The sequence below is a fragment of the Microbacterium sp. genome, from assembly GCF_049650565.1.
In the GTDB taxonomy this organism is placed as follows: Bacteria; Actinomycetota; Actinomycetes; order Actinomycetales; family Microbacteriaceae; genus Microbacterium.
Genome location: NZ_JBASAK010000005.1, coordinates 1 through 18,801, shown reverse-complemented (window position 1 = coordinate 18,801; position 18,801 = coordinate 1). Strand labels below are relative to the sequence as shown.

The following is an 18,801-nucleotide window of genomic DNA, read 5'->3' as shown; positions in this document are numbered from 1 at the left end:
CGCCGCCGTCACGAGCGCGGGTCCGCGCCGTCGGAGTCGTCGTCCAGGCGGGCCAGCTCCGCCTCGAGTTCGCGGATGCGGGCATCCTGCTCGGCATTGTGCATCCGCCTGAGCACCTGCGGGTCGTCATCCGGCGGAACGACGTACCTGGTCGGCACCTGCCCTGCGGCCAGCCGGCCGAGTGTGAACCACAGCACGCCGCCGATCACCGGCAGCAGGATCACGATGAGCACCCAGACGCTCTTGGAGACGCCACGGTGCCGCGTCGCCGGCTGCACGGCGCAGTCGACGATGCTGTACACCCAGAACACGACGGCGAGGAATCCGCCGACGATCAGGAAACGCGCCATGGTTCCAGTGTAGGTCGGCCCGGCTCGGCTGGTTCCGATGTCTCATCAGGACCGCACAGCCCCCGCCTAGCGTGCGCTCCTAGACTGAACGCGTGAAGAAGTTGCCGCCCCTCCTCGTCTACAGCGTGCTGCGCCTGCTGGCGTTTCTCGTGCCGCTCGCGATCATGTGGTTCTTCTTCCCGATCTTCCGCGAGTTCTGGTGGATGGCGGCTCTCTTCGCCGCACTCATCGGCATGAGCATCTCGCTGCTGTTCCTGCGTGCACCGCTGTCGGCCACATCGCGCGCGCTGTACGAGAAGCGCAACCGGCACGACGCCGACGAGGATGTGGAGGACAGCGCGACCGACGAGGAGTGAGGCGGATGCCCCCGACTCGGCGCCTCAGCGCTGGAACGTCACGTGCACGACACCGCTCTCGGCCACTTCGCTGACGACCTCGGCACCACCCTCCAGGCCTCGCAGCCCGTCCCAGAGCCGCTCCCCGCCGCCGAGCAGGATCGGCGTGATGCCGACGTGCAGCCGATCCACGAGCCCGGCGGCGAGGAACTGCCGCACGACGTCGACTCCCCCGCCGATGCGCACGTCTGCGCCGCCCGCGGCATCCCGGGCCCGCGCCAGCGCATCCTGTGATGACGCCTGAAGGAAGTGGAACACCGTGCCATTGGCGAACTCGATCGAGTCCCTCGGCGTGTGCGTCAGCACGAACACCGGCACGCGGAACGGCGGCTCGTCACCCCACCAGCCGCGCCAGTCGGGGTCGTCGGCGTTCAGGTGCAGTCCGAACATGCCGGCGCCCATGATCTCCGCGCCGATGCCCTCGAAGTAGGCGCTCGCGTACTTCTCGTCGACGCCCGTCGTGCCCTCGCCCGAGGTCTCGCCCATCACCCGCTCGCGGAAGGTGCGGGTGGCTGTGTAGGCGGCCACCAGCCGCCCCCAGTCCTCGCCCATCGGGTTCTCCGGGGTCTGGTCGACGGTGGTCGCGAATCCGTCGAGGGAGATGTTCAGGTCGACGCGTACTGTCATCCGTCGATTCTTCCCGAGCGAGTGCCTGCAGGGAACCCCTGGAGCATCCGGGGATCAGCCGCCGCTCACGGCGCGACGAGCGCCCAGTACATCAGGGCGGCGTACGCCACCGACGACAGCGAGGTCAGGCTCAGCGCGATGACCAGCTCGCGGGCCTCGCGATAGGTCCACACGATGAGGATCGCAGGTCCGACTCCCAGCAGCGCCATCAGTGCCAGCCACGCCACCGGGTACAGCAGCAGGGCGAAGAGCGCGGCGATGAGGAAGGGCAGCACGGCGAAGACCGTGAAGACGATCTGCGTGGCGCGGCGCCCGATCAGCACGGTCAGCGTGCGCTTGCCCGAGGCCCGATCCTGGTCGATGTCGCGCAGATTGTTGGCCAGCAGCACCGCGCAGGCGAACAGCCCCGCCGCGACGGCGGCCAGCCAGGCCTCCAGCGGCAGCGCGAAGGACTGCACCCAGGTGGTGCCGAGCACGGCCACCAGGCCGAAGAAGACGAACACGAACAGCTCGCCCATGGCGTTGTAGCCGTAGGGCCGCTTGCCGCCGGTGTAGAACCAGGCCGCCACGATGCACGCGGCGCCGACCAGCAGCATCCACCACTGCTGCGTGCGGATGATGATGGCAAGACCCGCGACCGCGGCGAGTGCGAGGAAGACCAGCGCGATCACCAGGACCCGCTTCGCGGGGACGCGACCGGATGCTGTGAGTCTGGCGGGCCCGACCCGGTTGGCGTCGGTGCCGCGGATGCCGTCGCTGTAGTCGTTGGCGAAGTTCACGCCGATCTGCAGCAGCACGGCCACCGCCAGGCAGGCCAGCGCGATCGCCCAGTGCAGGTTCGGATCGGTCACCTGGGCGGCGCCGGTGCCGAGGACGACGGGGGCGACCGCCAGCGGCAGCGTGCGCAGCCGCGCGGCGCCGATCCAGTCGCCCAGCGTGACCGGGCCCGCCTCGATGACGGGACGCTTCGCCGGGTTGCCGGATGTCTGCCGCTGCTGCGAGGGGCGCCTGTTCTGCGGCGCTCGCCTGTTGTGAGATGCGCGCTTGCGGGACTTCTTCGAGGAACCTGCCACGCAGGCATCCTATCGATCCGAAGCCACCCGCCCGGGTCCCGCGGCCGTCCCATCCTCCGGCGCGCCGAGCGGTACCCTCGAGGCGTGACAGATCAGCCCGCTCGCCCGCAGTACCCGCACGCGGAGTCCGTGGAGGATTTCGCCCTCAACCTCGCCGATGTGCGCGCGAGGATCGCCGCCGCTGCCGCGCGAGCCGGGCGTTCCGCGGACGAGATCCGGCTGCTGCAGGTCAGCAAGACCGTCCCCGAGGAGAGGCTGCTGCTGGCCATCCGGGCCGGCGCGACGGACCTGGGCGAGAACAAGGTGCAGGAGGCCAAGCGCAAGGCCGGCAACCTCGCCGACCAGGATGTGCGCTGGTCGGTGATCGGGCATCTGCAGACGAACAAGGCCAAGGATGTGGTGGCCTTCGCCGACGAGTTCCAGGCACTGGACAGCATCCGCCTGGCCGATGCCCTCGACCGCCGCCTTCAGACCGCCGGCCGCGGGCTGGACGTGTTCGTGCAGGTGAACACCTCGGCTGAGGAGTCGAAGTTCGGGCTGGAGCCGGCTGACGCTCTCGCCTTCCTCGAAGAGCTGCAGCACCGCGACAGCCTGCGCGTGCAGGGTCTGATGACGCTGGCGCTGTTCAGCAGCGACACCGAGCGAGTGCGGGAGTGCTTCCGCATTCTTCGCGACCTGCGCGACCAGGCGCGCGAGCGCGACCTGGTCGGCCCGGGCGGACTGTCGATGGGCATGTCCGGCGACTTCGAGGCCGCCATCGAGGAGGGCGCCACGGTCGTGCGCGTGGGCCAGGCCATCTTCGGCGCGCGCTCCACGCCCGACTCCGAGTACTGGCCGGGTTTCGCCGGATGAGCGACTGGGCCCGGGGCCGCGAGCGCTGGGAGCTGGATCGGCGCCCTGCGGACGTGCTGCTGATCGGCTCGCAGGTGGCGTTCGGCTCGGTCGGGATGAACGGCGTCCTGCCCCTGCTGGCGGATGCCAGGGTCGTGACGCTGCCGACCGTCGTGCTCGGCAATCTGCCGCACTATCCACGAGTGCAGGCGCAGCCGATGCTCGCGGAGTGGCTGGCCGGCAGCATCCGCGATCTCGACGCGCTGGGTGTGCTGGACGAGATCGACAGCATCTGCACGGGCTACTTCGCCTCACCTGATCAGGTGGAGGCTGTGGCGGATGCCCTCGAGCCGCTGCTCGAGCGCAGGCCAGGGCTGCGCGTGCTCGTCGACCCCACTCTCGGGGACTCGGATGTCGGGCTGTACACGGATCCGGCTGTCGCACCGGCGCTGCGCGACCGGCTGCTTCCGCTGGCCAGCGGCCTGGTCCCGAACCGCTTCGAGCTCTCCCTGCTGAGCGGCGCGGATCTGCAGCAGACGGATGCCACCGACGCGGCCCGCTCCCTGCTGGGCCCGCGGGCGGAGTGGGTCGTGATCAGCGGCGGCGCCGCAGCGGGCGGCAGCACGCTGATGGACGTGGTCGTCACCCGCGACGGCAGCGAAGGCTTCGAGCATCCGCTCATCCCCACCACGGTGAAGGGCACCGGAGACGCATTCGCCGGCGCCCTGCTCGCGGCACTCCGCCGAGGCTCCTCTGTGACGGATGCCGTCGATCAGGCAGCCGCCGCGGTGCGCGCGCTGCTCCCTGACGTTCAGACGATGGGCCGGTGCTCGTAGTACGTCTGCAGCACGATGGTCGTGCGGGTGCGGACGTTCGCGATCGCGCGGATCTCGTTGACCAGCCGCTCCAGGGCCTTCGGCCCCGCCACGCGCACCATCAGCATGTAGCTGGCCTCTCCGGCAATGGAATGGCACGCCTCGATCTCGGGCAGCTTCTCCAGCAGCGCCGGGGCGTCGTCGGGCTGGCCGGGATCGATGGGCGTGATCTCGACGAATGCCGACAGCGGCCTGCCGACCTGCTCGGCGTCGAGCACGGCCCGGTAGCCGGCGATCACGCCGCGCGCCTCCAGCCGCTTCAGGCGGGATTGCACGGCCGAGGTGGACAGCCCGACCAGCTCTGACAGGTGCGAGAGCGTGGCTCGTCCGTCGCGGGAGACCTCAGCGAGCAGGGCGCGGTCGACAGCATCATCCATGAGTGGAATAATAGTTGCTGAATCTGGCAACCGCCGGAAAATTTCCGCTCATCCTCAGGATCGGAGGCTTCGATGTCCATCATCAGCACCACCAACACCATCATCGGCGAGCCCGAGGTCGTCGAGGATTCCGCCACAGCCGAGACCAGCGCCGCTTGGAAGCAGCTGAAGGAAGCCGCCATCGCGCTGCGCCCGCTGCAGATCAAGGACGGCTCGATCCCCGAGGGCGTCGACGCTTCGACAGGCTCGGCGACCCATGATGTCGCCGCCCAGCATGTGGCGGCCATCATCTCCGGCATCCGGGCCCTGGCCCCCGCCTTCCCGCACGACGCCGCCTACCTCGAGGCCGCGATCGTCGACTTCCAGCGCTGGGTGGACGGCGGCTTCGGCGAGCCGGACTTCCTCGACTCGCTGATGCAGTTCCAGCCTCAGCAGAACCGCATCGACGGCATCCGCCACCTGGTGGTCTTCCCGATGTACACGCAGAACGGCTCGACAGACCGCCTGGTCGAGGCGCTCATCGTCGAGACCATCTGGCCGGAGTTCGTCGCCGAGCTGGAGGCCGGCGACTACAGCAACAAGCTGTTCGTCTCACTGCGGCTGGTCGACTTCACCCCCGGCTATGACACCAACTCGGCCGTGCTGTTCCCCGAGACCATCGCGATGCGCGAGATCCCGTCCTTCACCTGGGGCGCGATCTTCCAGGACCGCGAGGCCGCCCGCTACCGCCGCGTCGTGCGCGCTGCCTCCGAGATCACCAACCTCGAACTGCCCGAGCGTGCCGCGGCGATGCTGGACGACCAGCAGATGACCGAGAAGACGTTCGTGATGTGGGACATGATCCACGACCGCACGCACATGCGCGGCGACCTGCCGTTCGACCCGTTCATGATCAAGCAGCGGATGCCGTTCTTCCTCTACTCCCTCGAGGAGATGCGCTGCGACATGACGGCGTTCCGCGAGTCGGTGAAGATCGAGCGCGCGTTCGACGCCCGCATCGCCGCCGGCGAGACGCTCACCGAGGCCGAGCAGGAGATGCACGACTACGCACACCTCGTGCAGTACGCGGTGATCTTCGACCGCATCTTCCGCTTCGCCATCACCGGTACCCGCGTGCGCAACTACGACGCGGTCGGAGGGCAGTTGCTGTTCGCCTGGCTGCACCAGCACGGCGTGCTGCACTGGACCGACACCGCCCTCGCCTTCGACTGGGACAACGTGCCTGACGCCGTCGTCGCGCTGGGAGATGCGATCGACGACCTGTACTGGCACTCGATCGACCGACCGAAGATCGCGCACTGGCTGGCCGCGTACGAGCTGGTCCGCGGCACGCTCACCCCGCACCCGGCATCCCAGTGGGCGCGTGGCCTGAGCGATGAGATCCTCGCCGGAGCGCCTCGCGGCTACACCGACGCCGTGATGGATGACGAGTTCCCGCTGTCGATGTTCTTCGAGACGCTGAACAAGAAGATGCGGCCGGTCATCGAGTCGACCGTGGGCATCCGCGGCACCGACGACTGATCAGCACCGATCTGCAAGCGACTGCGCGCACGGATGCCGGTGCATTTCACGGATGTCGGCGGAGAATGGTCGAGTCCGCCGACATCCGTGCTTTCAGCCGACATCCGTCCACGAAGGAGCTCTTCATGACCGTCACGAACCGCACGATCCTCGTCGCCGGGGCGACCAGCGCCGCAGGCCTGGCCGTCACTCGAGCTCTGATCGACGCCGGAGCGGCGGTGATCGCGACCGGTCGCTCCGCCGAGCGCCTGGCTCCCCTCTCCGACGCCGGTGCTCGGGTGGAGGTGGCGGATGCCACGAAGCAGACCGACATGGCCGACCTGTCCGCGCGTGCGGGTGCCGTCGACGGCGTGATCCCGCTGGTCGGCGGCTGGCGCGGCGGCGGCGGGCTGGCCGGGCAGAGCGACGAGGACTTCGCCGCCCTGCTCCCGGCCCTGCAGGCCGTCCGCGTCACCAGTCGCGCGTTCGACGAGCAGCTGAAGGCGTCGGATGCCGGTCGCTTCGCCATCGTGTCCTCCACGGCGGTGCTCAAGCCCCTGGCGGGCGGTGCGAACTACGCCACAGTCAAGGCCGCGGCCGAGACGTGGGCGCGCGCCGTCGCGCAGGGCTACGCGAAGGCGGCACGGGATGCCGGTGCAGCGCTGAGCACGGCATCCGTCGTCCTGCGCGCCGAGGGCGGGCTGGACGCCGATTCACTCGCCCGCGCAGTGGTCGGGCTGTGGGATGCCCCCGCGAGTGAGCTCAACGCGAGCGTCATCGACCTGCGCGCGTGACCACCTCGCGGTCGGCCTGCAGGCCGCGATGACACCCCGAATAGACTGGATGATCGTGAGCATTCTGCATGACACCGCCGTGCGCGGTTTCGCATCCGACAACTATTCCGGCATCCACCCCGAGGTGCTGCAGGCGATCGCCCAGGCCAACGAGGGCCACCAGATCGCATACGGCGAGGACGTGTACTCCGAGCACCTGCAGCAGGTGTTCGCGCGGCACTTCGGCGAGGGCGTCACCGCGTTCCCGGTGTTCAACGGCACCGGCGCCAACGTCACCGGCCTGCAGTCGATGCTTCCGCGCTGGGGTGCGGTGATCTCGGCGACCACCGCGCACATCAACGTCGACGAGGGCGGCGCCCCCGAGCGCATCGGCGGCTTCAAGCTGCTGGCCGTGCCCACCGACGACGGCAAGCTCACCCCCGAGCTCGTCGACCGCGAGGCCTGGGGCTGGGGCGACGAGCACCGCGCCCAGCCGCTGGTGGTCTCGATCACGCAGTCCACCGAGGTCGGCACGCTGTACACCGTCGAGGAGATCACAGCCCTCGCCGACCACGCGCACGAGCGCGGCATGAAGCTGCACGTCGACGGCGCCCGCATCTCCAACGCCGCGGCCGCACTCAACCTGCCGCTGCGAGCCTTCACCCGCGATGCCGGCGTGGACGTGCTGAGCTTCGGCGGCACCAAGAACGGCGCCATGCTGGGCGAGGCCATCGTCGTGCTGAACCCGGAGGCAGCGGACGGGCTGATCTACGGCCGCAAGTTCAACATGCAGCTGTCCTCGAAGATGCGCTTCATCTCCGCGCAGCTGATCGCGCTGCTCGAAGGCGACCTGTGGCTGCGCAACGCCCAGCATTCCAACGCCATGGCTCAGCGCCTGCGCGGCGCGGTCGAGGCCGGACTCGCTGATGGATCCATCCGCGGCGTCTCGTTCTCGCAGCCGACGCAGTCCAACGGCGTGTTCGCGATCCTGCCCGACGGCGTGGCCGACCAGCTGCGCGAGAAGTTCCGGTTCTACGACTGGGATGCCTCGCGCAACGAGGTGCGCTGGATGTGCAGCTTCGACACCCAGGAGTCCGACGTCGACGCCTTCGTCGCCGAGCTGGGTCGCCTGACCACGGCCTGATATCGGCTGCTCGGAGCCGCCGCCCCTGCCTGTCGTCCTCGCCCCTGCTGAAACACGTCGTTCAGCAGGGGCGACGTCGTTCAGCAGGGGCGCCGACGCACAGAGCGAGCAGGGGCGCCGACGCACAGAGCGGATGTCAGGCGTCAGTGCGAGCCGAGGAACTCCCGGTACGCGTCGACCGTGAACGGGCGGCCGAGGAAGGACTCCACCAGGTCGGCGGCATCCCGGCGGCCACCGGGCTCGAGGATCTCCTGGCGGTAGCGGGTGGCGGATGCCGGGTCCATGAGGCCCGCGAACCCGGTGAGCAGGTCGCGGGCGATCACGAGGCTCCACTGGTACGTGTAGTAGCAGGAGCCGTACTCGGTCAGGTGGCCGAAGGCCGCGTAGGAGTGCTCGCCGCCGAGCCTGCCGAACGGGGCGGACACCTCGTACCAGTGGTCGGTGGCCGCGGCGAGATCAGCCGGCCGGTCCATGTGCAGGTGATAGGAGACCAGCGCGTGCCCCAGCTGCGTGCGCACCAGCAGCGCCCGGCCGAAGGCATCCGCTTCGCGCATGCGGGCGACGAGATCGGCGGAGATGGGCACCCCTGCGTCATCGAGAGCGAACGAGGCCAGCACCTCGGCATCCCACACCCACTCCTCGAGCATCTGGCTGGGCGCCTCGACGAAGTCCCACTCGGTGGCGACACCCGAGAACTCCACCCACTCCTGATCGCCGCCGAGGATCTCGTGCACCAGGTGCCCGAACTCGTGGAAGAACGTCTGCACCTCGCGGTGCTCCATGAGCCCGCGCGGGAAGTTGCACACCAGCGCGGCCTCGGGCAGGACCCGTCCGCGCACGCCCGGGGCCAGTGGGAAGCAGGCCGCGTGGTTGTACTTGCCCTCGCGCGGGTGCAGGTCGAGATGGATGCGACCCAGCCGCTCTCCCGCGCGCACCACGTCGTAGGAGCGCACATCCTCGTGCCAGGCCGGGTCCGTGGTGGGCGCGTACTCGATGTCGAACAGCCGGCCGGTGGTCGACAGCAGCCCGCCCAGCACCCGCTCGAACGACAGGTGGCGCCGCACCTGCAGCGCATCGACGGCGTAGCGCTCCTCGTGCAGGCGGTTCAGCAGGTAGCTGCGGTCTGCGGCGGTCACGGCCTCAGCATCCGGGATGTCCTGACGCAGTCGCGCCAGCAGCAGCTCGTACTCCGCATCGGCTGCCGTCTTCGAGGCGGCGTCGACCTCATCCAGGAACGAGGCGACGCGCGCCGCGGAGCCGGCCATTCGGGTCTCGGTCTCGTAGTCGGCCCAGCTGGCGTATCCCAGCAGGTCGGCGCGCTGCTGACGCACGTCCAGCAGTTCGGCCAGCACGGCGTCGTTGGCCGGCCACGCGAGGTCGGCGCGGGCGCGGCGCACGGCAAGGCGGGTCTCGCGGTCGCGGGCGTAGTTGAGCACGGCCATCACGTCGACGTTGTCGGTGGAGACGGCGATGCGTCCGTCGCCGCCGACCGGATGCTGCGCGAAGAAGTCCTCGGGGAGCCCGTCCAGCGCCTCGGGGGCGAAGCGCACCTCGCGACGGCCGTCGCGGATGTTGCGGGCGAACGCCAGGCTCAGCTCGCTGTCGCGGGCCGCCAGCTCCTGCGCCTTCTCACGCGTCGCCTCGTCGCGGTCGGCGCCACCACGGCGGAAGTCGCGGAGCAGGTGCTCGCGCACGCGGGCGGCATCGGCACCCAGTCCGTCCGGGTCGGTCGCCGTGAACACGGCCGCCAGCTCGGCATCCGCCATCAGCGCCGACTCGGCCGCGTGCACGTCCGTGACGCCCTCTTCGGCGGCGGCGCGCACCTCGGCATCCGGATGCACCTCGCACAACAGGTCCGCCTCGCTGCGGGCCTGGCGCAACGCGATCTGCAGGTCGTTCCACATCTCGAGCGTCTCGCTCGTGCTGCGCTCCGCGCCGTACTTGAGCGAGTCCGCGAGAGCCTCGACCTGCGTGAGACGCTCCTGCCGGCGGGTGGTGACGAAGGCGAGCCAGTCGCCGGATGCTGCGGGGAAGACGATGTTCTCGGTCACCCGACCGAGCCTACGCGGCGGATCCTCCTGTGCTCAGGCGCCGGCCTCGGCGAGCCAGTCGGCATCGGCACCGCAGTAGTCGTCCGGGACGAACTCGATCGGCATGCTGGTGATCACACGATGCCAGGTCGCCGCTCGCGCGACGGCCGCCAGCCGATGCGCGTCGGGGAGCGCTGAGCGCAGAGCATCCAGCGGCACGAGGTCGCTCCACACCTCCAGCGCGGCATCCGCAAGTCTCAGCACGCGAGGGTCGTCCTCGGTCGTGTCGATCGACCGCGCGTAGACGGCCAGCGGGATGCGCAGCGCGGTCAGTGGCGATGACGCCACGGAGTCGCCGAAGTCGAAGAAGCGCGCCCGTCCGTCGACGAGGAACGCGTTGGCGTCATGCAGGTCGTTGTGGTTCAGCGCCAGCGGCAGCCCGAGCGCCGCCAGCCGGTCGCCCGCCTCCCCGGCGAGGTCGAGGGCGGCATCCGCACCCTCCCGGAATTCGTCGGGGATGTCCCATTCCGCACCCGCACGGGCGATGAGCTCCCCTATGCCGGCGGGATCGAGCACCGGCATCCGCAGCTCGTCCAGCACCGGCACGGATGCGCGTGCCAGCAGCATCGCGTCGCGCAGCAGGTCCTCCCAGCTCACCGCGGAACCAGCGGCGAGCGCCTCGCGGTATGTGGGCCCCGTCTCGGCGGTCAGCAGCAGATCCCGTTTCACGTCGACGGCGACGGGCGGGACGACCAGGTCGGGCGCGACGCGAGCCAGCACCGAGACCACGCGCGCCTCCTGCTGGAGCACCGGGCAGTTCTGCTTGACGTAGAAGACGCCGTTCCTGGCATCCACTCGCCACACGCCCGACCAGGGGCGGTCCTTGACCCGCACCATCGAGTGCACCTCGCCGGTGTGCGGGCGCATCCACTCCCGCAGCCCGTCGAGGAAGGCCGCGGTGCCCCAGATCTCCGGGGTCCAGGTCATGTCAGCGCAGCAGGCCGAGATGCGCGAGCGCGTGGCGGATGAGCGTGCCGCGACCGCCCTCCATCTCGGCGGCGAGCGCATCGGAGGCGGCTTCTTCCGGCGAGAACCACGTGACTTCGAGGGCGTCCTGACGCGGCTCGCAGGTGCCGGTGACGGGGACGATGTACACCAGCGACACGGCGTGCTGCCGGTCGTCGGTATACGCGCTCATGCCGGGGATCGGGAAGTACTCCGCCACCGTGAACGGCGTGGGCGAGACCGGCAGCAGCGGGAACGCCATCGGGCCCAGGTCGTTCTCCATGTGCCGGAACAGCGCGTCGCGGATCGTCTCGCCGTAGCGCACCCGGCCCGACACCAGCGTGCGGGTCATCTCGCCGAGCGGGGTGGAGCGCAGCAGCACGCCGATCGAGGTGACCTGACCCGAGCCGTCGGTGACGACGGGCACCGCCTCGACGTACAGCATGGGCAGGCGCCGTCGCGCCTCCTCCAGCTCGATGTCCGTCAGCCACGCCGGATTCGCGTCCGGACCGGGCACGTCGTCGAACCCGAAGCCGCCCTCGGGGTCTGGATCAGGTGTGCGCACCGCCATGTGTCTTTTCTACCAGCACCCGCGGACAGCGCGACCGCACGTCGGCGGGCGCTGGCAGGATGGCTGCATGAGCGAACCGGTGGAGATCGACGACTCCCTCACGCTGTGGTCGCCCGAGGAGCAGTCCGGGCGGGCGCTGCTCGTGCTGCTGCACGGCTACGGTGCCGATGAGAAGGATCTGTTCAGCCTGGTCCCGTATCTGCCGGGCGGGATCACCGTGGCCTCCGTCGCCGCCCCGCTCGCACCGCCGTGGCCGATGCCGGGACGCTCGTGGTACGCGATCGATGCGCTGAACTCGAGGGATGCCGCGGGCATCACCACCGCCGCCGAGGCCCTGCTGCGCTGGCTGGACACCGCCGTCGCGGCCGGGTCATCGATCGCGCTGCTGGGATTCTCGCAGGGCGCGACCGTGGCGCTGCAGGCGCTGAGACTGACGCCGTCGCGCATCTCGGCCGTGGTGGCGCTGAGCGGGTACGCCGCACCGGGAGATCTGCCGAACGACGCCGAGTTGGCCGAGCTGCGTCCCCCGGTGTTCTGGGGCCGCGGCAGCCGGGATGACGTGATCCCGCCCAACCTCATCGACCACACGACGCAGTGGCTGCCCGCGCACGCCGAGCTGTCCGGCCGGGTGTACACCGGCCTGACGCACTCCATCTCCGAGCAGGAGCTGGCCGACGTGAACCTGTTCCTCTCGCAGTGGAAAGACGCGCTTCAGAGCTGAGGGCCGTCGTCCGCGGAGCCGGGTCCGTCACCGGCATCCGTCTCGTCACCGGAATCCGTCTGGCCACCGGCAGTCGGTCCGGCATCTGTTCCATCGCCGACATCCGGATGCTGCCGGCGAGGCCTGCGCGTGAACAGGACCATCAACACGATGGTGGGGATCAGACCGATGCCGACGCTCAGCCACGTGTTGTCGCTGAGCGACATCAGCACAGCCGTGACGATGATCCCCGCGATGATGCTCAGCGAGAACCCCATGCGGGCGCGGGTCTCGTGCGGGCTGGGCGGGCGGTCATCCATGGCATCCACCGTACGCAGTCAGTGGATGACGCGCGACGAGGCCGCGACACGCCCGGGTTGCGTTCTTCGCGCACCGGCGGGTATTGTCGCAGAGTCCTGTCCGCCGTGTCTGGAAGTCCATTGATCTGAGTCGTCGCCCCTCCGCGCAATCATCCACGCGCCGATCCGACGATCCTTCCGACCCGTTCAGGCCCATCGAGGCTCCGGTCCTTCCACGTCCCTGACGTGCTGTCGGCATCCGCGCACCCGCACGCTTCCGGGAGACGCTCATGTCACTACCGTCCGCCTTCACCTCCGCCGCCGTCACGCTCGACCGGGTCTCCTTCACCTGGCCGGACGGCTCGACCGCGCTCGACGCCGTGTCGGGCTCGTTCGGATCCGGCCGCACCGGACTCGTCGGGCGCAACGGCGCCGGCAAGTCCACTCTGCTGCGGCTGATCGCAGGCGATCTGGCGCCCACGTCGGGGCAGATCATCCGCACGGACGAGGTGGCCTGCCTGCCGCAGCGGCTGACCCTCGACACCGACCGGCGCGTGGCAGACCTGCTGGGGATCGCCGCGTCGCTGGATGCCGTGCGCGCCATCGCCACGGGCGATGTCGACCCCGCGAACTTCGATGCTGTCGGCGACGACTGGGACGTCGAGGCCAGGGCCGAGGGTGCACTTGCCGAGGCGGGACTGGACCCCTCGTTCCTCGACCGCACGGTCGGCGAGCTGTCCGGCGGCGAGGCCGTGCTGGTCGCGATCGCCGGCATCCGGCTTCGCCGCGCGCCGATCACCCTGCTCGATGAGCCGACCAACAACCTCGACCGGGTGGCGCGAGGCCGGCTGTCAGACATGGTCCGCAGCTGGAAGGGAGCGCTGATCGTGGTCAGTCACGACATCACCCTGCTGGAGCTCATGGACGACACCGCCGAGCTGTACGACAGCACGCTGACCGTGTTCGGCGGTCCGTACTCCCAGTGGCGGGCCTGGCTGGATGCCGAGCAGGATGCTGCGAGGCAGGCCGAGCGTGATGCGACCCAGGCTTTCAAGAAGGAGAAGCGGCAGCGCATCGAGGCCGAGACGAAACTGGCGCATCGCGCGCAGGTCGGCAGGAAGGCGTACGAGGAGAAGCGCGTTCCGAAGATCATCATGAACAGTCGCAAGCGGGCTGCTCAGGTGTCGGCGGGACGGCTGCGCACTGAGGTGGCCGCGAACGAGGGTGCGGCCCGCGACGCCCTGGATGCCGCCGGACGCCGCATCCGTGACGACGACTCGATGAAGATCGAGCTGCCGGATCCCGGCGTCTCGAACTCGCGGCGCATCGCGACGCTGGATGACGGCGAGCGCTCATGGATCGTCCAGGGGCCCGAGCGCGTGGCGCTGATCGGAAGGAACGGTGTCGGCAAGACCACGCTGCTGCGGCGGCTGGCGGCCGACTCTGTCCACAACTCCGGAGATCCGGACGGAATCGACCCGGAACCCGGCGTTCCGGACGTTCTGCTGCCGATTCTCCGGAGTTGTGAACCGCACACCGACCGCATCGGCTACCTGTCTCAGCGCGTCGACGGCCTGGACGACGAGAAGTCCGTGGTGGCGAACATCGCGGCGGCCGCGCCGCACGTGCCCGACAAGGAGCTGCGCAACAGGCTCGCCCGCTTCCTCATCCGGGGCGCCGCGATGGACCGTCCGGTGTCCGCGCTGTCCGGTGGTGAGCGCTTCCGTGCAGCCTTGGCGGCCCTGCTGCTGGCGGACCCGGCTCCCCACCTGGTGGTGCTGGATGAGCCGACCAACAACCTCGACCTCGACACGGTCGACCAGTTGGTCGAGGCGCTGCGCGCCTATCGCGGCGCGGTGCTCGTCGTCAGCCACGACGACGTGTTCCTGAACCGGCTGGGCCTGACGCTGACCCTGGAGCTGGATGCCGAGGGCCGGCTCACCGAGATCGGATGAGGGTTCCCGTGCATGATGCGGGCGGGCAGGATGGGAGCATGAACACTCTCGTCCGACCTCGTGAGAATCGTCTCATCGCCGGTGTGTGCTCCGGTGTGGCACGGCGCTTCAACATCAGCCCCACCGTCATGCGCATCATCACCGTGCTGGCTGTGCTGTTCGCCGGCCTGTCGATCTGGGCGTACATCCTGCTCTGGATCGTCATCCCGAACGAGTACTGAGCACAGTACCCAAGCGCGGCCCGGTCGATTCCGGGCCACCCTCGCTACGTTCGCTTACTTCTCGATCGCCGGCGGGTCGGGGAGCGTCGCCGGATCGTTTGCGATCGGGAACCAGCCGATCTGCGTCACTCCGTCCGACTCGTACACCTTGAGATACCCCTCACCTTCGAGCGCCCTCGATTCGGACTCCCGGGTGTAGCCGACTCTGCCGTTGGTGGCCTGGGCGGCGACCAGGTCGGGGATGCCGTTCTCGTTGGGCACGCCGTACGTCTCGCCGTTCGCGTTCACGCCCCAGGGCGTGGTGCTCGACGAGCCGTAGCGGGCCACCACGCTCCAGGTCGTCCCGGCATCCGCAGTGATGGTGATCTCAGTGCTGCCTTTCGCGGGAAGAAGGCCATCATCGATGTGCGCGGTCTTGTTCTCGCGGATCGGATCGGAGCAGTTCCAGGAGACAGAGCCGCCCTCGACCCCGCTCTTCAGACCGTGCGCACCGACACGCAGGGGGACCTGCATGTCGCCGCCCTCAGTGCACGTGACATCGAGGATCACCCGATCGGCACCCGCAGGCACCGGTCCGAGGTCCACTGCGGCCGTGCCGGTGTACGACCCGCTGACAGTCTCACCGAACGGGGTGACCGTGGTCTGCCCTGGCAGCCCGCTGAGCACTGCGGCACCGGTGAGTGCTCCGGCGAGAGCCAGCGATCCGCCGGCGATGGCGGCCACGCGCGCTCTGCGCTGCCTGCGCCGCAGCCGACTGCGCCGCGTGCCGACGGCCATCAGTTCGCGTTCGAGGGCCGCCGCGAAGATGGGATCCAGTGTGGTGTTCATGCGCGTTCTCCTTCCGAGAGGAACCAGGGGATGTGCGACGGATTCGAGCCCAGATCTTGCTGCAGCCGACGCCGGGCGCGCATGAGCCGCGTGCGTGCAGCACCCGCCTTCAGCCCGACCAGGGGTGCGGCGTCGGCGACGGTGAGCCCGTCGAGCGCCGTGAGCGTCAGCAGCGCGGCATCCTTCGGATCCAGCGTGGCCAGCACCTCCCGCAGGCGGATGCCGAGCACCTCTGTCTCGATGGCCTGCACGGCCTCGTGCTCGGCATCCCGAGCATCCGACCGCGGCATCGCCGCCAGCAACCGTCGATACCGCATCCCGCCGCGGCGCTGATTGCGCGCCGTGTTGGCGACCGTCACCAGCAGCCACGGCAGCACCGTGCCGTCGACGAGCAGCACCGACCTTCGCTTCCGCCAGAGCTCGAAGAACGCGACGGCTAGGGCGTCCTCGGCATCCTGCGTGCGATCGACCAGGGCCAGCGCACGACGGAACACCGCCTCGCGGTGCCGGCGGAAGAGCTCGGCGAAGGCTTCACCGCTGTCCGCGCGCGCACGCTCCCAGATCTCGGTCTCGTCGTTCTTCTCGCTCATACACCGTCATGTCCGGCAGGAGCGGAAGTGTCACACCGTCCGACTGGACCGCATGGCCTTGACGTGCTGGAGCGCAGGGTCGGCGGCCAGGCGCGCGTACTCCTCGGAGTCGCGTGACACCAGTGCCACGCGGCCCTGCGCGTCGTGGTGGATGCCCCAGCCGTAGCGCTTGCCCAGCGGGGAGGAGCGCAGACACGGCTGACCCTTCGAGAAGAACTCCTCGCGAGCCGCGCCGTCGGATGGGTCGATGCCCTTGCGCAGCGCGTGCGTCTCGAACAGCACGTCATCGGAGGTGCGGGTGTACGGCTCCTCGCTGAGCAGCCGGTAATGCAGCGCCGCGATCGAGAGGTTCTCCGCGATCGGGGGCTCCTCGCCGTGCTCCGCGCGACAGTCGTCCGAGACCTCGATGAAGGTGCTGGTGTAATTCGTCGTGTGCGCCATGACCACAGCCTGGCGGGGGCCGCCGACATCGGCAAGCCCCCGCCGGCGATTCACCACCAGCTGTCGTCGAACGCGACCTTCACGGTGTCGCCATCGACCTCGATGTCTCCGTACATCGAGTAGTTGTCCTCATCGGACCGCTGGCGCGTGGTGCCGAAGAAGTCCTCCGTATAGCTCCCGACCACCGTGCCGGACGCCGACACCCGCGTGCCGCGATCGTCGATCTCGATCGTCGGCTCGCCCTGCTCGGTCCACGTGACCTGAGTGTCGTCGTCGAAGGTGTAAGCGTGGAACGGGCATCCGTCAGGGTCGGCGGCGGTGGATGCCAGGCAGGTGTCCACCAGCTCGTTCACCTGCTTCGTGACGGCCTCCTTCAGGGCATCCGTCGGCGCGAAGGACAGATCCTGGAAGGAGTCCTCCGGCGACCCGACCGTCAGCGTCTTCTGCTCCAGCGCGAAGAACTTCGACCCCTCGCTCGACAGCTCGTACACGCCGGGATACATCGGCACCGTGGCCTGCCCGTAGCCGCCGTCGAACTCGAACGGCAGCTCGACGCCGCCGACGCTGGCCCCGCCCTGCCCCTCGACCTGGATCTCCACCGGCACGACGAGGCTGTCGTCCAGCTTCCACGTGTCCAGCACGATGAACTCCGGCTCCCCCTTGGACGCCGACAGGTACGCCTGCTGCTTGACGCCGTCGAGGCGGTAGGTGACGGTGAGCGAGGCCGAGTCGCCGCGGCTGGAGCCCTCGCGCTTGACGGAGACGTCTGTGATCCGCTCGGACGCCGACTTCATCACGGCATCCGTGAGGAAGGCTCGCTGCGCCTTAGGGACGTTCGGGTCGACGAGCGCGTTCGCGGCCTCGGCGTGCCCCGCGGCGATCGCGTCGAGGTACTGCTGAGCGACGGCCTCGGGAGTGCGGCTGGAGTTGAGCACGCTCACCGCGATGCCGCCGGCGATGGCCAGCACGGCCACGCCGCCGACGGCGGACAGGCCGATGACGAGCCCGCGCTTGGCGGCGGGGCTGAGCGGCTTGGGCTCCGGAACGGCGCCGACCGGAACCGCACCGACCGCAACGGCGGGCTGATCCGCGGCATCCGCCCCGGTCGTGATGCCGCTCGTCCCCGCCGCCCACGCCGCAACGGCCGAGCGTCCCGTCAGCGCAGTCAGCAGCTGCGGGACGGAGCCGTACGCCAGCGCAGGCAGTGTCTGCGCACCCACCTCGACGGCGAATGCCCACACGGCCATCACGAACGAGGACCACAGTGCGATGCCGACGCCCACGCTGAAGGTGGCGCCGCGCGCGCCTGCGCTCACGCCCACGCCGAAGAACACGGTTCCGACGACGAGCCAGCCCAGCAGCACCACCAGCGGCAGCCGCCAGGTGGAGGCCCAGTCGATGCCGTTGCGGCGGGGGCGGCGGATGCCGATCCACAGCGCCAGGAAGATGCTGAGCAGCACGGCTGCCAGCACGGAGATCCACAGCAGCGGCTCATCCGCATTGAAGACCGTGAACGTGCTGTCGGCCCCGGGGACAGTCCCCGCCAGCCCGCCCAGGTGACCGACCACCGCGGCGAGCGGGGCGATGTTGAGCAGCCCCAGCAGGCCGAGGGCGATCGAGCCGACGCCGAGGTTCTGCCACGAGCCGGCCACGACGAAGACGGCGCCGAGCACGGCGAAGACCGCACCGCCGAACGTCGCGTAGGCGAGCGTCTCTCGCGCGACGCGGGGCAGGCCGTCGAAGAGACGGATGCCGGACCGGAACCAGTTCTCGCCCGGCTGCGCGACCGATCCCGCCCAGCGCCCGAGATACGCCGCGGTGCCGACCAGCACCAGCGAGAACAGCACGACGCGGTAGCCGGCGCCCGTGACCAGCACGTGCACGCCGCTCTCATCGATGCGGATGGCGAAGACGAGCGTGAGGATCAGCAGCACAAGCCCGGTGGCGAGTCCGACGACGGCTGCGTAGACCGCGCGGTGCTGCCAGGTCGGGAGTGTGCGGGTGCGACCCTGCCGGACACCCCACCAGAACACGGCCACCAGCGCGGCGAGGGTGAGGGTGAGCGGGAACACCCAGATGGATGCGGAGCCGCCGACCGAGAACAGGCCTCCGCCCGCATCCATGGTGCCGTTGATCTCGCCGCCGTAGACGAGGGCGGCGAGCGCGAACAGCAGACCCGCGAGGACGCCGAAGTCCACGTGGACGTCGTCGATCGA

The 18,801-nt window shown here is 69.6% G+C and carries 21 protein-coding genes; 9 read left to right on the top strand and 12 right to left on the bottom strand.

Translation table 11 applies throughout. The features are described from left to right. Positions 1-8 precede the first annotated feature (8 nt). Entirely contained in the window at positions 9-350 is a 342-nt protein-coding gene (locus WA967_RS00885; protein WP_424419024.1) for a PLD nuclease N-terminal domain-containing protein, read from the bottom strand. 92 nt (positions 351-442) lie between these two features. Here WA967_RS00885 and WA967_RS00880 point away from each other — a divergent pair, with 92 nt between their 5' ends. After that, the gene (locus tag WA967_RS00880) at positions 443-706 is read left to right on the top strand and encodes a DUF4229 domain-containing protein (protein ID WP_424419023.1); all 264 of its coding nucleotides are present in this window, start codon (positions 443-445) and stop codon (positions 704-706) included. 24 nt (positions 707-730) lie between these two features. Here the strand turns inward: WA967_RS00880 and WA967_RS00875 are convergent, their stop codons facing one another. Together WA967_RS00875 and WA967_RS00870 are read right to left on the bottom strand one after the other, a co-directional pair. After that, a complete protein-coding gene (locus tag WA967_RS00875; RefSeq protein ID WP_424419022.1) occupies positions 731-1,372 on the bottom strand; it encodes a dihydrofolate reductase family protein in 642 nt (213 codons plus the stop codon). Positions 1,373-1,437: 65 nt separating this feature from the next. Further along, positions 1,438-2,445, bottom strand: a complete 1,008-nt coding sequence (locus tag WA967_RS00870) for a 1,4-dihydroxy-2-naphthoate polyprenyltransferase (RefSeq protein ID WP_424419021.1) — start codon at positions 2,443-2,445, stop codon at positions 1,438-1,440. Between the two features lie 84 nt (positions 2,446-2,529). On the opposite strand from WA967_RS00870, the gene WA967_RS00865 reads away from it, so the two are divergent. Both WA967_RS00865 and WA967_RS00860 read left to right on the top strand, forming a co-directional pair. Beyond that, entirely contained in the window at positions 2,530-3,297 is a 768-nt protein-coding gene (locus WA967_RS00865) for a YggS family pyridoxal phosphate-dependent enzyme (RefSeq protein WP_424419020.1), read from the top strand. After that, positions 3,294-4,112 carry a PfkB family carbohydrate kinase gene (locus tag WA967_RS00860; protein WP_424419019.1) on the top strand — a complete coding sequence of 273 codons (819 nt, stop codon included), beginning with the start codon at positions 3,294-3,296 and terminating at the stop codon, positions 4,110-4,112. The genes WA967_RS00865 and WA967_RS00860 overlap by 4 nt, the downstream gene beginning before the upstream one ends. On the opposite strand, the gene WA967_RS00855 is transcribed toward WA967_RS00860, so the two are convergent. Then, on the bottom strand, positions 4,088-4,528 hold the full coding sequence (locus WA967_RS00855; protein ID WP_424419018.1) for an Lrp/AsnC family transcriptional regulator: 441 nt from the start codon (positions 4,526-4,528) through the stop codon (positions 4,088-4,090). The genes WA967_RS00860 and WA967_RS00855 overlap by 25 nt on opposite strands. Positions 4,529-4,600: 72 nt before the next feature. Here WA967_RS00855 and WA967_RS00850 point away from each other — a divergent pair, with 72 nt between their 5' ends. From WA967_RS00850 to WA967_RS00840, 3 genes are all read left to right on the top strand, one after another. After that, positions 4,601-6,049: a DUF6421 family protein gene (locus WA967_RS00850; protein WP_424419017.1), complete on the top strand. Its 1,449-nt coding sequence runs from the start codon at positions 4,601-4,603 to the stop codon at positions 6,047-6,049. Between the two features lie 125 nt (positions 6,050-6,174). Next, complete coding sequence (locus WA967_RS00845) at positions 6,175-6,822, top strand: SDR family NAD(P)-dependent oxidoreductase (protein WP_424419016.1); 648 nt, start codon at positions 6,175-6,177, stop codon at positions 6,820-6,822. A 55-nt stretch (positions 6,823-6,877) separates the two neighbouring features. Then, on the top strand, positions 6,878-7,945 hold the full coding sequence (locus tag WA967_RS00840; RefSeq protein ID WP_424419015.1) for a threonine aldolase family protein: 1,068 nt from the start codon (positions 6,878-6,880) through the stop codon (positions 7,943-7,945). A gap of 143 nt (positions 7,946-8,088) precedes the next feature. On the opposite strand, the gene WA967_RS00835 is transcribed toward WA967_RS00840, so the two are convergent. The 3 genes from WA967_RS00835 to WA967_RS00825 are packed head-to-tail and all read right to left on the bottom strand — an operon-like array spanning position 8,089 to position 11,551. Continuing rightward, the gene (locus tag WA967_RS00835; protein WP_424419014.1) at positions 8,089-9,996 is read right to left on the bottom strand and encodes a M3 family metallopeptidase; all 1,908 of its coding nucleotides are present in this window, start codon (positions 9,994-9,996) and stop codon (positions 8,089-8,091) included. Positions 9,997-10,029: 33 nt separating this feature from the next. After that, positions 10,030-10,962: a hypothetical protein gene (locus WA967_RS00830; RefSeq protein WP_424419013.1), complete on the bottom strand. Its 933-nt coding sequence runs from the start codon at positions 10,960-10,962 to the stop codon at positions 10,030-10,032. Position 10,963: 1 nt separating this feature from the next. Beyond that, a complete protein-coding gene (locus tag WA967_RS00825) occupies positions 10,964-11,551 on the bottom strand; it encodes an NUDIX hydrolase family protein (RefSeq protein ID WP_424419012.1) in 588 nt (195 codons plus the stop codon). A 67-nt stretch (positions 11,552-11,618) separates the two neighbouring features. Between WA967_RS00825 and WA967_RS00820 the strand changes: the two genes are divergently transcribed. After that, positions 11,619-12,272, top strand: a complete 654-nt coding sequence (locus WA967_RS00820; RefSeq protein ID WP_424419011.1) for an alpha/beta hydrolase — start codon at positions 11,619-11,621, stop codon at positions 12,270-12,272. On the opposite strand, the gene WA967_RS00815 is transcribed toward WA967_RS00820, so the two are convergent. Next, on the bottom strand, positions 12,263-12,571 hold the full coding sequence (locus tag WA967_RS00815; protein WP_424419010.1) for a hypothetical protein: 309 nt from the start codon (positions 12,569-12,571) through the stop codon (positions 12,263-12,265). The genes WA967_RS00820 and WA967_RS00815 overlap by 10 nt on opposite strands. Positions 12,572-12,840: 269 nt before the next feature. Between WA967_RS00815 and WA967_RS00810 the strand changes: the two genes are divergently transcribed. Both WA967_RS00810 and WA967_RS00805 read left to right on the top strand, forming a co-directional pair. Next, positions 12,841-14,505, top strand: coding sequence for an ABC-F family ATP-binding cassette domain-containing protein (locus WA967_RS00810; RefSeq protein WP_424419009.1), 1,665 nt, complete (start codon positions 12,841-12,843; stop codon positions 14,503-14,505). Between the two features lie 38 nt (positions 14,506-14,543). After that, positions 14,544-14,726 (top strand): PspC domain-containing protein, encoded by a 183-nt coding sequence (locus WA967_RS00805; RefSeq protein ID WP_424419008.1) that lies wholly within the window; start codon positions 14,544-14,546, stop codon positions 14,724-14,726. Positions 14,727-14,780: 54 nt separating this feature from the next. On the opposite strand, the gene WA967_RS00800 is transcribed toward WA967_RS00805, so the two are convergent. From WA967_RS00800 to WA967_RS00785, 4 genes are all read right to left on the bottom strand, one after another. Continuing rightward, positions 14,781-15,554 carry a hypothetical protein gene (locus WA967_RS00800; RefSeq protein ID WP_424419007.1) on the bottom strand — a complete coding sequence of 258 codons (774 nt, stop codon included), beginning with the start codon at positions 15,552-15,554 and terminating at the stop codon, positions 14,781-14,783. Further along, complete coding sequence (locus tag WA967_RS00795; protein ID WP_424419006.1) at positions 15,551-16,144, bottom strand: RNA polymerase sigma factor; 594 nt, start codon at positions 16,142-16,144, stop codon at positions 15,551-15,553. Before WA967_RS00795 ends, WA967_RS00800 begins: the two co-directional genes overlap by 4 nt. A gap of 30 nt (positions 16,145-16,174) precedes the next feature. Continuing rightward, entirely contained in the window at positions 16,175-16,585 is a 411-nt protein-coding gene (locus WA967_RS00790) for a DUF6157 family protein (RefSeq protein WP_424419005.1), read from the bottom strand. A gap of 50 nt (positions 16,586-16,635) precedes the next feature. Beyond that, the coding region (locus WA967_RS00785; RefSeq protein ID WP_424419004.1) for a hypothetical protein at positions 16,636-18,801 on the bottom strand (2,166 nt) is incomplete at its 5' end.

What these genes read in the sequence shown, in the direction of transcription:
- WA967_RS00805 (WP_424419008.1), top strand. Translation starts at nt 14,544, where the DNA reads ATGAACACTCTCGTCCGACCTCGTGAGAATCGTCTCATCGCCGGTGTG.
- WA967_RS00845 (WP_424419016.1), top strand. Translation starts at nt 6,175, where the DNA reads ATGACCGTCACGAACCGCACGATCCTCGTCGCCGGGGCGACCAGCGCC.
- WA967_RS00885 (WP_424419024.1), bottom strand. Translation starts at nt 350, where the DNA reads ATGGCGCGTTTCCTGATCGTCGGCGGATTCCTCGCCGTCGTGTTCTGG.
- WA967_RS00860 (WP_424419019.1), top strand. Translation starts at nt 3,294, where the DNA reads ATGAGCGACTGGGCCCGGGGCCGCGAGCGCTGGGAGCTGGATCGGCGC.
- WA967_RS00810 (WP_424419009.1), top strand. Translation starts at nt 12,841, where the DNA reads ATGTCACTACCGTCCGCCTTCACCTCCGCCGCCGTCACGCTCGACCGG.
- WA967_RS00875 (WP_424419022.1), bottom strand. Translation starts at nt 1,372, where the DNA reads ATGACAGTACGCGTCGACCTGAACATCTCCCTCGACGGATTCGCGACC.
- WA967_RS00820 (WP_424419011.1), top strand. Translation starts at nt 11,619, where the DNA reads ATGAGCGAACCGGTGGAGATCGACGACTCCCTCACGCTGTGGTCGCCC.
- WA967_RS00830 (WP_424419013.1), bottom strand. Translation starts at nt 10,962, where the DNA reads ATGACCTGGACCCCGGAGATCTGGGGCACCGCGGCCTTCCTCGACGGG.
- WA967_RS00815 (WP_424419010.1), bottom strand. Translation starts at nt 12,571, where the DNA reads ATGGATGACCGCCCGCCCAGCCCGCACGAGACCCGCGCCCGCATGGGG.
- WA967_RS00855 (WP_424419018.1), bottom strand. Translation starts at nt 4,528, where the DNA reads ATGGATGATGCTGTCGACCGCGCCCTGCTCGCTGAGGTCTCCCGCGAC.
- WA967_RS00850 (WP_424419017.1), top strand. Translation starts at nt 4,601, where the DNA reads ATGTCCATCATCAGCACCACCAACACCATCATCGGCGAGCCCGAGGTC.
- WA967_RS00825 (WP_424419012.1), bottom strand. Translation starts at nt 11,551, where the DNA reads ATGGCGGTGCGCACACCTGATCCAGACCCCGAGGGCGGCTTCGGGTTC.
- WA967_RS00790 (WP_424419005.1), bottom strand. Translation starts at nt 16,585, where the DNA reads ATGGCGCACACGACGAATTACACCAGCACCTTCATCGAGGTCTCGGAC.
- WA967_RS00795 (WP_424419006.1), bottom strand. Translation starts at nt 16,144, where the DNA reads ATGAGCGAGAAGAACGACGAGACCGAGATCTGGGAGCGTGCGCGCGCG.
- WA967_RS00800 (WP_424419007.1), bottom strand. Translation starts at nt 15,554, where the DNA reads ATGAACACCACACTGGATCCCATCTTCGCGGCGGCCCTCGAACGCGAA.